The sequence below is a fragment of the Saccharothrix sp. NRRL B-16314 genome (assembly GCF_000716595.1).
GTDB lineage: Bacteria > Actinomycetota > Actinomycetes > Mycobacteriales > Pseudonocardiaceae > Actinosynnema.
The window spans coordinates 172,982-187,086 of record NZ_JNXC01000003.1 but is presented as its reverse complement, the minus strand read 5'-3'; the positions used below and the strand labels follow the sequence as shown (position 1 = coordinate 187,086).

Sequence of the window (14,105 nt, the reverse complement as noted above, 5' to 3'; positions counted from 1 at the left end):
TCACCAGAGCGTGGCACCGTAGGCGCCCTGGTAGTACGGCACGCTGAGCGCGGCCGGGTAGTACCAGGACACGTTCGCCACGCCGACGACCTGGCCGCAGCGGGCCCTGCCGCCCACGTTGTACAGCTGCGCGCCGCTGGTCACGCCCTCGGCGGTGCGGGTGCCCGCGTTGCGGTAGTTCGAGCCGCCCGAGTCGCCCGGCTCGACGCACGCGTTGTGCCGGGTCAGGTCGTACACCGTCAGGCCGCCGGTGTACGTGACGGTCTGCCGCTTCGCGGTGATGGTGCCGCAGGTCAGCTTGGTGGTCCGACCGGACTTGCAGATCGCGGTCCCGACCGGGGAGTCGCTGTACCCGCTCACGACCACGATGCCGCCGTTGGGCGGGTTCACGTCCACCCACGGCCCCTGCGTCCACGCGCCCGTGTTGGTGACGCGGACCAGCCCGTCGTCGTAGGTCGGGAAGAACGCGGCCTGCACCGAGCCGATCACCACGTTGCCCTGGCCGCGCACGACGGAGCCGGCCGCGCCGCAGTGGCCCGCGGTCAGCACGTACCGCACACCGGTGGTGGTGTTGCGCATGTTGAAGCCCGCCGAGCAGCCGCCGTTCGGGTAGTTGAGGTCGTCGCCACCGTCGAGGAACGCGGTGGTCTGCGGCTCGGTCGCGGTGGTCTCGACCCGCACGGCATCGCCGTACTTGGCCAGGGTCGCCAGGCCCTTGGCCCCCTTGAGCGCGGTGACGGTGACCGTGTTCGTCACGGGGTCGACCGACCAGCTGGTGAGACCTTCCACGGCCGCCTTGTCGGCCCGGCCCGGAGCGGCCTTGCGCTGGGCGTCGCCCCGCCCGCCGGCGAGCGCGTCCAGTTCGGCCTTGACGGCTTCGAGGTCGTTCTCGCTGTGCTTGACCACGCGTGACTGCGCACCCGCGGCGGTCACGGCGTCCGCCCGGCCGGCGTCGGTGACGCCGACCACGAGCTTGCCCGAAGCCCCGTCGAACCAGGCGCCGCCGAACGCCGCGCCCAGTCGCGCCTTGAGCACGTCGTCGAGGCGGTCGGCCGCTTCCTGCTGGACCGCGCGTCTGTTCGCCTGTTCCGCGTTGAGCCCGAGATCGCGCTGCATCGCGGCCAGCACGTCCCCAGGAAGCCGATCTTCGGTGTCCTGGGATTCCGCACCGGCGACCAACGCGCCGGAAAAGGCGAGTGCCACCGCCAGAGATCCGGCGAATACCCCACGAATTGATCTGCGCATGCGTCAGCCTGCTTTCCCTCGATTGGTAGAGACCATCTGACCTGCGCAGATGGCCTTCACCGAGGGAATCGGTAAGCGCACAAGAGCGTTTCTACGACATTTGGGGGACACCGGGCGGAACACGCCTGGAAAACGATCAATCAGGCCGCTTTACCGATTCGGTAGGCGACGAGTTCGAGGTGGAGCCGAAATCCGAGCCGTTCGAACAATCGCTGCGAGGACCGGTTCCCGTCGAGTATCGCGGCGGCGGCCTGCGGTCGTGCGCCGGACTTCTCGGCGAGCTTCCAGACCAGCTCGGTGACGAGCGCCGCGCCGACGCCCTGCCCGCGCACGTCCGGTTCCACGGCCACGAAATCGAGGTAGAACTCGCCCGGTTCGGCCTTGCCGGAGGCGTAGCCGAGGACCCGGTCGCCGTCCATCGCGACGACCACGGTGTGCGAACGGCTGCCGTCCACGAGCCGGCGGCCGGACAGGTAGGTCTTGGGGAAGCACCGCTCGTGCAGCACGGCCACCGCCTCGTGCACGGCCGCGTCGGTCGGCAGCACGCGCATCTCCCGGGCCGGTCCGGTGCGCGGACAGCTCGCCTCGCGCAGCAGCAGGGCGCGCAGCCCGTCGCCACCCAGGACGTGGATGCCGCACGCGCGGGCGGCCGAGAAGCCGTGGCGTTCGGCGAACGAGGCCAGCTGCCGGTGCCCGGTGTGGCCCAGCAGCTCCCGATCGGCGATGCCGTCCAGCAGCGGTTCGGCCCGGGCGTAGAGCGCGTCGGCGGTCTGGTCCCAGATCCGGCTGCCCGCCGGGTGGTTGACCGGCACGTCGACGAACGGCCCGTGCAGGTAGGCGCGGCCGGACTCGGCGTCGACCTCGACGCTGAGCGCACCGCACACCCAGCCGGAGTCGTCGGTGGCGACCACGGTGCACGAGGCCCAGTCGGGTTCGAACTCGGCCAGCTCCGCGGCTACCTCGCCGAGCGTCTCGCCGAGGTAGCCGATGTGGTGCGCGTCGTCGGCCTGCAACCGGAGGACCAACGCGAGAACGGCGTCCAGGTCGTCCTGGGCGGCGGGACGGATGTCGTACATGGCTGGAATGGTCACCCGCGAGGTCCGACGAACGCGAGGGAGTTTTCGATGCTGGTGGGGCGGGACGTGACGGAGGTCGCCGAGCTGTGCGGGGCGTTCCTCGGGGAGGTGGTGGACCGGGACTGGACGGTGGTCGTGCCGGGCATGGACTGGACGGCGGCGAAGACCGTCGCGCACGTCGCGGACTGCCTGCTCTGGTACGCGACGGACATCACGGCCGGGCCGGTCGAGCTGAGCACGGCCGACGTCGTGGTGCGGCCGGACTCGTCGCCCGCCGACCTGGTGCGGACGGTGCGGGCGTTCGCGTCGGTGCTGGCAGCGGTGGTCGACGCGGCACCGGCGGACGAGCTCGGATGGCACCCCTGGGGCCTGGCGGACCCGGCCGGGTTCGCGGGTATGGGGTGCGACGAGATGCTGGTGCACACCCACGACGCGGCACGCGCTCTCGGGCTGGAGCTCGCGCCGCCGCCGGAGCTCACGCGGAAGGTGCTGGCCCGGATGTTCCCCGACGCGCCGACCGACCGCGACCCGTTCCGGACCCTGCTGTGGGCCAACGGCCGCATCGCCCTCGACGACCTGCCGAAGCGCACCGGATGGCGCTGGCACTGCGCTCCCCTGGGCTCCTAGCGTCGAGGTCATGACGGACGACGTCCTCGACATCCCCTTCGCCGACGCCTTCGCCTTCGACCCGTCACCCACGTGGGCGCGGTTGCGGGAGGAGGCGCCGGTGGTCCGGGTCCGCACCCTCGCGGGCGCGCTGGTGTGGCTGGTGACCCGCTACGACGACGTGAAGCTGGTACTGGCCGACCCGCGGTTCTCCCGCGCGGGTGTGGTGGCGGCGGGAGCGCCGCGCGTCGGCGTGTCCCGGCCGCTGCCCGGCACCCTGCCGACCACGGACCCGCCCGAGCACACCCGGCTGCGCAAGCTGGTGTCCGGCGCGTTCTCGCACCGGCGGATCGAGCAGACCCGGCCGTGGGTGCGCGAGCTGTGCGAACAGCTGGCGGACGACGTGGTGGACGGCGCGGACCTGCGGCAGGTGTACGCGCTGCCGTTGCCGATCCAGGTCATCTGCACGCTGCTCGGCGTGCCGTACGAGGACCGGGAGCGGTTCCGGGTGTGGGTCGAGCTCGCGTACAGCCTGGAGATGTCGGAGCAGCCGCGGGTCGAGGCGGCGATGGCGAGCCTGCTGGAGTACATGGGCGCGCTGGTCGCGGCGAAGCGGCGGGACGTGCGGTCCGACGACCTGCTGGACGAGCTGTGCACGACGCCGTTGACGCACGACGAACTGGTGGCGTTCGCGTTGAACCTGCTGGTGGCGGGGCACGAGACGTCGGCCAACCAGATCACCAGCTTCGTCGCGACCCTGCTGCGGGAGCGGTCGCAGTGGGAACGGCTGGTGCGCGACCCGTCGGTGGTGCCGAGCGCGGTGGAGGAGCTGATGCGGTTCACCAGGCTGAGCGAGGTGGGCCAGCTGCGGGTGGCGGCGGAGGACGTGGAGATCGCCGGCGTGGTGATCCGCGCGGGGGAGGGCGTGATGGCCGCCATCGGCTCGGCCAACCGCGACCCGCGCGCGTTCGCCGCACCGGACCGGCTCGACCTCGGCCGAACGCCCAACCAGCACCTGGCGCTCGGCGCGGGTCCTCATTTCTGCCTCGGCGCGCAATTGGCCCGGATCGAGCTCCAGGAGGCGCTGGCGGTGTTGGCGCGGCGGTTCCCGGGGCTGCGCGCGGCCCGGCCGGTCGAGGAGCTGGCGTGGCGGAAAGTGCTGGTCAGCGGCCTTGCCGAGCTGCCGGTCACGGTCTGACCGGGCGTCGTTCGGCGGCCTCGCGAACGCCGGGCGCGACGGCCGGGACCGCGTATCGACACGCCGACACGACGTCACCGATGACCGACATCTATTGCCGCGCGTTTCGCTGTGGGGAACCCTAAGACCGTGAGCGAGGAAACGATCCAACTCGAACTCAACGACAGCGGGGTGGCGGTAGACCTACCGATGCCTGCCAACCAGCGGGACACCGTGCAGGAGGTCCCCTACCGGCCGGTCGAATTCCGCGATGACGACCTGCCTAACGCGTTGGAGCGCGCGGCCTCCTGGCTGAGGCAGACGCAGGACTGGCTCGGTGAGGCGGTCGACGTGATCGCGGTCCACCTGGACTACGACGACACCAAGGGCTCGCCGTATTACGCCCTCAAGTTGCTCTGCAACGAGGAGGATTTGGCGGGCGTGCCAAGGGTCGTGCGCGAACACGATCGCACTACTGACGAGTAACGTACGCTGGGGGCATGCCAGATCGCGTGTACCCGCCGGTGATCGCCGCGGCCAAGCTGATGTTCCGCGTGCTCGACATGCGGATCACCGTGGAGGGCGCGGACCACGTGCCGGCCACCGGCGGGGCCGTGCTGGCCTCGAACCACGTTTCGTACCTGGACTTCATCTTCGCCGGCTACGGCGCGCAGCCCGCGCGCCGGATGGTCCGGTTCATGGCCAAGCACGAGGTGTTCAAGCACCGAGTGTCCGGCCCGCTGATGCGCGGGATGCACCACATCCCGGTGGACCGGGCCGCCGGGCAGGCGTCGTACCAGCAGGCGTTGGACGCGCTGCGGGCCGGTGAGGTCGTCGGGATCTTCCCGGAGGCCACCATCAGCCGGTCGTTCACCGTCAAGGAGGTGAAGAGCGGCGCGGTCAGGTTGGCGGCGGAGGCCGGCGTGCCGCTGCTGCCGACTGCCGTGTGGGGCACTCAGCGGCTGTGGACGAAGGGCAGGCCGAAGTCGCTGACGCAGCGGCACGTGCCGATCACGATCATCGTCGGTGAGCCGGTGGAGCCGACCACCGACGCGGCGCTGCGCGAGCGGATGCAGGAGCTGCTGGACTCCGCCCAGGCCCGTTACGCGGACCCGGGCGAAGGCCAGTGGTGGCAGCCCGCGCACCTCGGCGGCACCGCACCCACGCCCGAAGAGGCGAAGCAGCTAGACGCCCGGTAGTCCCCGGCCGGTCACGGCATCGATCCCGGCGAGCAGTTCGGCCTTGCGCGCGGGTGCCAGGAACGACGCCTCGATCGAGTTCGCGGCCAGCCGTGCGACTTCGGCGGGCAGCAGTCCCAGGGTCTCGGCGACGGCCAGGTACTCGCCTTCGAGCGTGGCGCCGAACATCGGCGGGTCGTCGGTGTTGAGGGTGACCACCAGGCCGTGGTCGAGCATCCGGCGGACCGGGTGCGCGGCGATGGACTCGACCTGGCGGGTGCGGACGTTGGAGGTGGGGCACACCTCCACCGGGATGCGGTGCTCGGCCAGGTGCGCGAGCAGCCGCGGATCGGTCGTGCAGCTGGTGCCGTGGCCGATGCGCTCCGCGCCCAGGTCGTGCAGCGCCGACCAGATGGTCGCTGCCCCCGACGTCTCGCCGGCGTGCGGCACGCTGTGCAGGCCCGCTTCCCTGGCGGCGGTGAAGAACGGTTCGAACTGCGCGCGGCCGACACCCACCTCGGGTCCGCCGAGCCCGAACGACACCAGGCCGTCCGGGCGGTTGCTCAGGGCGAAGACCAGCGTCTCCCGTCCCGCGACCACGCCCTTCTCGCCCGGGATGTCGAAGCACCACGCCAACTCGACGCCGTGCTCGGCGAACGCGAGGGCGCGGCCCTCGGCCAGACCGGTCAGCAAGTCGTCGCCGGACATCCCGTCGAGCAGGTGGTTGTACGGGGTGACGGTGACCTCGGCGTAGCGGACGTTCTGGCGGGCCAGCTCGGCGGCCAGGCCGGTGACCAGGGTCCGGATGTCGTCGCTGCCCTTGAGCATCGACTGCACCGCCCAGAACACGACGAGGAAGTGGTCGAAGTCCCGGAAGGCGTAGAACCGCTCCAGCTCGGCGCGATCGGTCGGGACGCCCGCGTCCGGGTGGCGGCGGGCGAGCTCGAGGACGGTGTCGACGCCGGCGGAACCGACGAGGTGGACGTGCAGCTCCGCCTTGGGCAGGGCACGGATGAACGCGGGCAGGCTTGCGCCGGGCATGGGAGGGCTCCCTGGAGGAGAAGGTGACGGGGTGAACGCGCGGTGGGGCGGGAGGGCGACTCAGGGAGCGAGGTCGCCGCGTTCGGTGTCGGCTCCGTAGAGCGGGAGCTTGAAATCCGTCACGATGATCACGGTAGCCGGCCCGTTCGTGCGGGCACAAGGGTGACCGACATGGGTCCGCTGGCATGAGGTGCGACCGGCATGGGGACGGCCGGTCCCGCGCTACGGAGTGGTTTCGGGGGCCGGGTTCGGCGCGGCAGGGCCGGGATCGGCGGCGGCCGGGGCGGGCTCAGCGGCCAGGTTCGACGCGGCAGGGGCGGCTTCAGCAGCCGGATTCGGCGCGGCAGAGCTAGGCTCGGCAGCCGGGGCGGCTTCAACGGCCGGGGCGGGCTCAGCGGCCGGATTCGGCACGGCAGGGGCGGGCTCAGCGGCCGGTGCGGCTTCAGCGGCCGGGATCGGGGCCGCAGAGCCGGGTTCGGCAGCCGGGGCGGGCTCAGCGGCCGGGATCGGCACGGCAGAGCCGGGTTCAGCGGCCGGGGCGGCTTCAGCGGCCGGGATCGGGGCCGCAGAGCTAGGTTCGGCAGCCGCAATCGGCGCGGCAGAGACAGGTTCGGCGGCCGGGATCGGGGAGGCAGAGGCGGGTTCGGCGGCCGGGATCGGCGCGGTCGGGGTGGGGTCGGTGGGGTTCGGTGCGATCTTCCCCGCGAGAACAGCGGCGGCCACCTTGGCGCGCTTCGGCTTGTCCTCGCCGCGCAACCGCTGCGAGATCACCTGGCTGATGCCGTCACCCCGCATCGACACGCCGTACAGCGCGTCCGCGATCTCCATCGTCGGCTTCTGGTGCGTGATGATCAGCAGCTGCGAGTGCTCCCGCAGCTGCTCGAACAACCCGATCAACCGGTGCAGGTTGGTGTCGTCCAGGGCCGCCTCGACCTCGTCCATCACGTAGAACGGCGACGGCCGCGCCCGGAAGATCGCCACCAGCATGGCCACCGCCGCCAGCGACTTCTCCCCACCGGACAACAACGACAGCCGCTTGACCTTCTTCCCCGGCGGCCGGGCTTCGAGTTCGATGCCGGTCGTCAGCATGTCGCCCGGCTCGGTCAGCACCAGCCGACCTTCGCCGCCCGGGAACAGCACCTTGAACACGATCTCGAACTCGCGCGCGACGTCCTCGTAGGCCGACGTGAAGACCTCCAGGATCTTGTCGTCGACGTCCTTCACCACCGTCAGCAGGTCACGCCGCGTCGCCTTGATGTCCTCCAGCTGGTTGGACAGGAACTTGTACCGCTCCTCCAACGCCGCGAACTCCTCCAGCGCCAACGGGTTCACCTTGCCCAGCAGCGACAGGTCCCGCTCGGCCCGCTTCGCCCGCCGCGCCTGGGTGTCCCGGTCGTACGGGATCGGCTGCGGCGCCGTCACGGCCTCGCCGCGCTCCTTCGCCGCCTCGTACTCGGCGACCTCCTGCTGCGACGGCGGGATGAACACGTCCGGCCCGTACTCGGCGACCAGGTCCTCAAGGCCGATGCCGAACTCCTCGGCGACCTTGGTCTCCAGCTGCTCGATCCGCATCCGCTGCTCGGCCCGCAGCACCTCGTCGCGGTGCACGGCGTCGGTCAGCTTCTCCAGCTCGCCGGACATCTCGCGGACGAGGTTGCGGATCTGGGCCAGGTACGCCTCGCGCTGCGTCCGCCGTTCCTGCGCGGTGTCGCGTTCACCGGCGGCACGGGTGAGTGAGGCGGCGATCTTCTCCAGCGCGACCTCGCCGCCGCGCACCACGGCCTTCGCCACCACCGCGCCCCGTGCCCGCGCCGCGTGCGCGCGTTGGGCACGTTCCCGCGCCTCGCGTTCCGCCCGCGCCGCCCGCCGCAGGCCCTCCGCCTTGCCCTGCAACGCACGGGCGCGTTCCTCGGCGGTCCGCAGCGCCAGCCGGGCGTCCACCTCGCCCTGACGCGCGGCGGCCAGCTCGGCGGCCGTCTCGTCGCGGTGGGAGGTGTCCGGCTCGTCGTCCAGCGGCTGCTCCTGCGCCACCAGGAGCCGTTCCTCCAGCTCGGCGAGCTTGAGCAGGTTCTCCTCGCGGGCGGTCTCGACCTTCTCCCGCTGCACCCGCACGCGTTCCACCTCGGCCTCGGCCGAGCGCACCGCCGAAGCCAGCCGGTTCAGCCGCTCCGACGACCGCGCCCGCCGCACCTTGGCCTCGTTGAGCTGGTCCTTCACCGCGGTGACCTCGGCACGGCGCGACTGCTGCTCGGCCCGTGCGCCCTCAAGAGCGGCAACAGACTGCTCCAGCGCGCGCTCCGCGAGCGCCAGCTTCTCCGAAGCCTCGTCCACCGCGGCCTGCACCTCGATGACGCTCTGGCTGCGCCCGGACCCGCCGACGGCCCAGTCCGCCCCCAGCACGTCGCCGTCCCGCGTGACCGCGCGGACCGACGGGTGCGAGCCGACCAGCGCCTGCGCGGTGACCAGCGAGTCCACCACCGCGACCTGGTCCAACGCCCGGTGCAGCGCGGGCCGCAGCGGCTCGGGCGCCTGCACCTGGTCGACCGCCCACCGCGCGCCGTCGGGCAACGCGGGCCAGCCGGACCGGTCGACGCCCACCGCCGCACCGCCCACCAGCACCCCGGCCCGACCGGTGTCCTGCTCCTTCAACAACTCCAGCGCCGCCACCGCGTCCGCACCGGACGCCACCGCGACCGCGTCCGCGATCGGCCCGAGCGCCGCCGCCAGCGCGACCTCCGCACCCGGTTCCACGGTCAGCAGCGCCGCGACCGACCCGAGCAACCCCGGCAACCGGGACGCCAGCAACGCGCCCGCGCCGTCCTTGCGGGTCAGCCCCAGCGACAGCGCGTCCACCCGCGCCTTCCACGACGCGATGTCCCGCTCGGCCGCCCGCTCGGCCTTGACCAGCTCCTCGACCCGGCGACGTGCCACGTCGTCCGCCTCGACGGCCAGCCGGTGCCGCTCGTCCAGCCCGATGTCGTCCTCGTCCTCGGTCCCGGTCGTCTCCCGGGCCTCGGCCAGCTCCAGCTGCACGACCTCGGACCGCTCGACCGCCTCGGCGAGCGCGGTCGACATGCGCTCGATCTCCTCGGCGGTCGCGCTCGTCTTCGACCTCAGCGCCTCCACCTGACCGGACAGCCGGGCCAGGCCCTCGCGCCGGTCCGCGATCGCCCGCACGGCGGCCAGGTGCGCCTTCTCCGCCGCGGACACCATCCGCTCCAGCTCGGCCCGCATCTCCACGGCCTCGGCCAGCCCGACCCGCGCCTCCGTCACGGCGTCCTGGAGTTCCTGCTCCAGCACGGCGGTCTGCTCGGCCTCGGCCTCCAGCTCGTCCGGGTCACGCCCGCCGCGCGGCGCGTCGACGGCCGCCGACAGGTGCCGCTCCCGCTCCACCGCCAACCGGACCGTGCCGCGCAGCCGCTCCTCCAACGCCGACAGCCGGTACCAGGTGTCCTGTGCCTGCTGGAGCTTCGGCGCGTCCGCCGCGACCTGGTCCTCCAGCTCGTTCTGCTGCACCTGCGCCAGCTGGAGCGACTTCTCCACCTCGGCCCGGCGGGCGCGGGCGGCGGCCTCGTCCTGCTCCTCGCGGGCCAGCGACTCGCGCTGCGTCACCAGGTCGTCGGCCAGCAGCCGCATCCGCGAGTCGCGCAGCTCGGACTGCACGGTCTGGGCGCGGCGGGCGATCTCGGCCTGCTTGCCCAGCGGCTTGAGCTGGCGGCGCAGCTCGGCGGTGAGGTCGGTGAGGCGGGTCAGGTTCGCCTGCATCGCCTCCAGCTTCCGCAGCGCCTTCTCCTTGCGCTTGCGGTGCTTGAGGACGCCCGCGGCCTCCTCGACGAACGCGCGCCGCTCCTCGGGCTTCGACTCCAGGATCGCGGCGAGCTGGCCCTGGCCGACGATCACGTGCATCTCGCGGCCGATGCCGGAGTCGCTCAGCAGCTCCTGGATGTCCATCAGCCGGCACGAGTTGCCGTTGATCTCGTACTCGGTGGCGCCCTCGCGGAACATCCGGCGGGTGATCGACACCTCGACGTAGTCGATCGGCAGCGCGCCGTCGGAGTTGTCGATGGTCAGCGTCACCTCGGCGCGGCCAAGCGGTGCGCGGCCGGACGTGCCGGCGAAGATGACGTCCTCCATCTTGCCGCCGCGCAGGTCCTTCGCGCCCTGCGTGCCCATCACCCAGCGCAGCGCGTCGAGCACGTTCGACTTGCCGGACCCGTTCGGTCCGACGACGCACGTGATGCCGGGCTCGAAGCGCAGCGTGGTAGCCGAGGCGAAGGACTTGAAGCCCTTCAGCGTCAGGCTCTTGAGGTGCACGCGGGGCAGCGTACCCGTGCGGGCGCCTGAGACGTCGTAGGCACGCTGACCAGCGGGATCACGGCCGAACCGAGACCAGCACCTGCTTGTCGACGACCAGGTCGAGCCGTTCGATCCGGTCCACCGGGAACGAGGTCGAGCCGGGGATGCGCTCGTCCGGCGCGTGGTCGGTGCTCCACCAGCCGCCGATCTCGGTGCGCCCGGCGCGGTCGTGCACGACCAGCATGCACCGCACGCCCTCGGGCATGTTCTCGATCTTCATCCACAGCTCGGTGCCCCAGGACTTGCCGACGAGGTCCGCGCTGGCCACCACGCCGGAGGTGCCGTCGGTCGCGTGCCACGTCACGGTGGCGGGACCGTCGTCGCCGGTCAACCGCGGCACCAGCACCGCGGCCAGGGTGACGAGCACCGCCAGGACCGCCGCGCCGACCAGCAGCGACAACCGCCGCTTGCGCGGTGCCGGCGGCTCGGGTTCCGCCGCCACCGGCAACGGCCACAGGTCCGGTTCAAGCCCCGGGTCCTCGAACGGCAGTTCCAGGTCCGACAGCTGGACCTGGCTGAGCAGCCCCGGCAGCGGCGCGAGCCGCACCATCTCCCGGCGGCAGGTGGAACAGCCCCGCACGTGCCGCTCGAACGACGACCGCTCCGCCGGGTCGAGGGAGCCGAGCAGGTACGCGCCGAGCGCGACGGTCTGGGCGCAGCTCATGACTCCGTGACCCCCCGCTCCTCCAGCGCGTCGCGCAACGCGCGCAGGGCGTAGAAGCAGCGCGACTTGACCGTGCCGGGCGGGATGCCGAGCACCGTGGCCGCCTCGGCGACCGAACGCCGCCGGTAGTACAGCTCGACGACCACGTTGCGGTGGTCGGCGCTCAGGGCGCGCAGGGCCTCGGCGACCTGCCAGCTCTGCAGGACGTGGTCCACCTCGTCCGCGACCGGCGGCAGGTCACCGGGCTCGATCGGCACCTCCGAGTTGCGCCCGCCGCGCTTGCGGAAGCCGGAGATGACCAGGTTCCTGGCCACCGTGTAGAGCCACGGCCCCGCGTCGGCGGGTGTCAGCTCGTCGGCGTGCCGCCAGGCGCGCAGCAGCGTCTCCTGGACCACGTCCTCGGCGTGCTGGTGGTCACCGCCGACCAGACGCAGGACGTAGCCGTGCAGCGGGCCGCGCCAACGGCCGTACAGCTGCCTGACGACATCTTCGCCACGGTCCACATCGAAGTAGTACGCCACCGGGCCGTTCGGCGTTCAACGTTCGACGAAACCGTTCAGCCCGCCGCGGGCCTCCGACCAACGTTCCACGATCGAGTCCACCCGGCCGGGGGTATCGCCCGAACGGAGTGCAACCAGCAATTCCCGGCACGCCGCTTCCGCACCCTCCGCGTTCACCTCGACCCTGCCGTCGCGGAGATTGGACGCCGAACCGACAAGGCCCAGCTCAAGCGCCCGTGCGCGGGTCCACCACCGAAATCCGACACCCTGCACGTGACCCCGCACCCAAGCGGTGAGGCGCACGGTTCGCTCTGCTCCAGCCACAACAGCCATCCTGTCATTTCACCCGTTAGTGGTACGGTGCGCGACCGTGACAGCACGGCGCGGTAACCGATCGGTGATCGGGGGACTCGTCGGCCTGCTCCTCGGTGCGGCCGGTGCGACCGGCGTCGCCTTCGCCGACCCGGGCCGGCTCGCCCCGTTCGTCGGGGAAAGCGCAGCACAGAGCACGGGTGCGGACAACATCGGCGCCGGCGGTGTCGGCCTGCCCGCCCCGACCCGTGAGCCGGAGGTCCGGCCGACCACCCAGGCGCCGCCGCCGCCCGCGACCACCACCTCGACGACGACGGCCGAGCCGACCACCACGACCACGACGGCCCCAACCACGACCACCACGACGCCGGAGCCGTCACCCGAGCCCACCACGACGCCGCCGCCCGCCGACGTGCCGCAGGCCCAGCAGGTCCTGGCGCTGGTGAACGAGGCGCGCGACCTGGCCGGCTGCAAGCCGCTGAAGGTGGACGACCGGGTCGTCAAGGCGGCGCAGGGCCACAGCACCGACATGGCCGAGCGCGGCTACTTCTCGCACACCACCCCCGAGGGCGTGGACTTCGCCGAGCGGATGCGCGCGGCGGGCTACCCGAGCCCCGGCGGGGAGAACATCGCCAAGGGGCAGCGCTCCGCCGAGCAGGTCATGAACTCCTGGATGAACTCGGACGGGCACCGGCGCAACATCCTGAACTGCGGGTTCACCACCATCGGCGTGGGACTGGACACCCGAGCCTGGACCTGGACCCAGAACTTCGGCTGGTAGAGAAGCCACGACATTGGGAGAACCGTTGTACGAGACCCCGGAGCCCGAGCGCACCCGACCGCGCGTGTCGCCACACGTGCTGCTGGCCGCGTCCGGTGTCGCCGTGTCGACGATCTTCGCGACCGTCGCGTCCTTCGCGGGCGCGAGCACGGACGCGTCGCCGGCGGGCCAACTGCCCGTCGAGGACGTCGTCTCGCGCAGCAGCACCACCGCGCCCTCCCGCACGTCCTCGCTGTCGTCGATCAGCCCGACCACGACGACCGAGACCACCACGACGACGACCGAGACGACCACCACGACTCCGTCGCGCCGCACCCGCATCACCACGGTGACCAGGCCGGACGGCACCACCACGACCACCACGGTGGACGACCCCCAGCCGCAGCCGCAGCCGACGACCACCGCGAAGCCCCCCGTGAACACGACGACCACGACGACCACGGTCCCCACGACCACGCCCCCACCGACCACCACCACGACGGTGGCGCCGCCCACGACGACCACGGTGCCGGCCGATCCGCCGAGCGGGGCGTAACGAGGTCGTCCGGAGCGGGTAACGGTCCTCCACACCATCGGGTGGAGGACCGTTCGAATGATTGAGGAGTCCGGCCCGCCGGGCCGATAACCCGAACACGTGACCATCCCAACCGGGTTTCCCACAGGGAGATGGTGTGTTCGAGGAAGACCCCCAAGCGGCGCCGAAGCAGAAGTTCCCGTCGCTGGTGCTGCTCGCCGCGGGCGGCGTCGTCGTGGCCACCGCGATCGCGGCCTTCGCGTCGATGCTGGCCCCGAACGAGCCGACGCCCGGTCCACCGGACCTCCGGACCGAAGCGAAGCAGGCGACGTCGGTGACCCAGCTGCCGAACGGCCGGACCGCGACGGTGGTGGTCACCGTGTCCACCCAGGTGGCCGCGAAGCAGCGCTCCCAACCCGGCTCGAAGCACGAGGAACAGGCTCCCCAGCCGCAGCCGCACCCGGGCGGGCAAGAGGCCGAGCAGCCGATCGGGTCGACGGCGGAGTCGACCACGACGACGACGGAGGGGCCTCAGCCGACCACCCGGACGTCCACTTCCCAGCCGTCGAGCAACCCGCCGACGTCCTCCGCGCCCTCGACGTCCCAGTCCTCCTCGGTCACCACCACGGCCACGACGACCGGGCCGTAGTGCCCG

At 72.1% G+C, this 14,105-nt stretch carries 14 protein-coding genes; 7 read left to right on the top strand and 7 right to left on the bottom strand.

Annotated elements, in window-relative coordinates; genetic code table 11:
- Both OQ02_RS07895 and OQ02_RS40780 read right to left on the bottom strand, forming a co-directional pair.
- Window positions 1–1,203 carry a S1 family peptidase gene (locus OQ02_RS07895; protein WP_197043243.1) on the bottom strand — a complete coding sequence of 401 codons (1,203 nt, stop codon included), beginning with the start codon at window positions 1,201–1,203 and terminating at the stop codon, window positions 1–3.
- Between the two features lie 182 nt (window positions 1,204–1,385).
- Window positions 1,386–2,321 carry a GNAT family N-acetyltransferase gene (locus OQ02_RS40780; RefSeq protein ID WP_051772032.1) on the bottom strand — a complete coding sequence of 312 codons (936 nt, stop codon included), beginning with the start codon at window positions 2,319–2,321 and terminating at the stop codon, window positions 1,386–1,388.
- Between the two features lie 48 nt (window positions 2,322–2,369).
- On the opposite strand from OQ02_RS40780, the gene OQ02_RS07885 reads away from it, so the two are divergent.
- From OQ02_RS07885 to OQ02_RS07870, 4 genes are all read left to right on the top strand, one after another.
- Window positions 2,370–2,948, top strand: coding sequence for a maleylpyruvate isomerase N-terminal domain-containing protein (locus tag OQ02_RS07885; protein ID WP_033437611.1), 579 nt, complete (start codon window positions 2,370–2,372; stop codon window positions 2,946–2,948).
- Between the two features lie 10 nt (window positions 2,949–2,958).
- Window positions 2,959–4,125, top strand: coding sequence for a cytochrome P450 (locus OQ02_RS07880; protein WP_033437610.1), 1,167 nt, complete (start codon window positions 2,959–2,961; stop codon window positions 4,123–4,125).
- A gap of 129 nt (window positions 4,126–4,254) precedes the next feature.
- The gene (locus OQ02_RS07875) at window positions 4,255–4,590 is read left to right on the top strand and encodes a hypothetical protein (RefSeq protein WP_033437959.1); all 336 of its coding nucleotides are present in this window, start codon (window positions 4,255–4,257) and stop codon (window positions 4,588–4,590) included.
- A 14-nt stretch (window positions 4,591–4,604) separates the two neighbouring features.
- A complete protein-coding gene (locus OQ02_RS07870; RefSeq protein ID WP_033437609.1) occupies window positions 4,605–5,303 on the top strand; it encodes a lysophospholipid acyltransferase family protein in 699 nt (232 codons plus the stop codon).
- On the opposite strand, the gene add is transcribed toward OQ02_RS07870, so the two are convergent.
- The 5 genes from add to OQ02_RS42235 all read right to left on the bottom strand — a co-directional run bounded on the left by add (window position 5,289) and on the right by OQ02_RS42235 (window position 12,176).
- A complete protein-coding gene (gene add, locus OQ02_RS07865; protein WP_033437608.1) occupies window positions 5,289–6,323 on the bottom strand; it encodes an adenosine deaminase in 1,035 nt (344 codons plus the stop codon). The genes OQ02_RS07870 and add overlap by 15 nt on opposite strands.
- 222 nt (window positions 6,324–6,545) lie before the next feature.
- The gene (smc, locus tag OQ02_RS07855) at window positions 6,546–10,637 is read right to left on the bottom strand and encodes a chromosome segregation protein SMC (protein ID WP_197043242.1); all 4,092 of its coding nucleotides are present in this window, start codon (window positions 10,635–10,637) and stop codon (window positions 6,546–6,548) included.
- Between the two features lie 58 nt (window positions 10,638–10,695).
- Window positions 10,696–11,343: a zf-HC2 domain-containing protein gene (locus OQ02_RS07850; RefSeq protein WP_033437607.1), complete on the bottom strand. Its 648-nt coding sequence runs from the start codon at window positions 11,341–11,343 to the stop codon at window positions 10,696–10,698.
- A complete protein-coding gene (locus OQ02_RS07845) occupies window positions 11,340–11,846 on the bottom strand; it encodes a sigma-70 family RNA polymerase sigma factor (protein WP_081915488.1) in 507 nt (168 codons plus the stop codon). The genes OQ02_RS07850 and OQ02_RS07845 overlap by 4 nt, the downstream gene beginning before the upstream one ends.
- Before the next feature lie 33 nt (window positions 11,847–11,879).
- Window positions 11,880–12,176 carry an acylphosphatase gene (locus tag OQ02_RS42235; protein WP_081915458.1) on the bottom strand — a complete coding sequence of 99 codons (297 nt, stop codon included), beginning with the start codon at window positions 12,174–12,176 and terminating at the stop codon, window positions 11,880–11,882.
- Window positions 12,177–12,213: 37 nt separating this feature from the next.
- Here OQ02_RS42235 and OQ02_RS07840 point away from each other — a divergent pair, with 37 nt between their 5' ends.
- From OQ02_RS07840 to OQ02_RS40775, 3 genes are all read left to right on the top strand, one after another.
- Window positions 12,214–12,936, top strand: a complete 723-nt coding sequence (locus OQ02_RS07840; protein ID WP_051772031.1) for a CAP domain-containing protein — start codon at window positions 12,214–12,216, stop codon at window positions 12,934–12,936.
- Window positions 12,937–12,961: 25 nt separating this feature from the next.
- Complete coding sequence (locus OQ02_RS43610; RefSeq protein ID WP_033437604.1) at window positions 12,962–13,471, top strand: hypothetical protein; 510 nt, start codon at window positions 12,962–12,964, stop codon at window positions 13,469–13,471.
- Between the two features lie 136 nt (window positions 13,472–13,607).
- Window positions 13,608–14,099, top strand: a complete 492-nt coding sequence (locus OQ02_RS40775; RefSeq protein ID WP_051772030.1) for a hypothetical protein — start codon at window positions 13,608–13,610, stop codon at window positions 14,097–14,099.
- The last annotated feature ends 6 nt before the right edge of the window (window positions 14,100–14,105 follow it).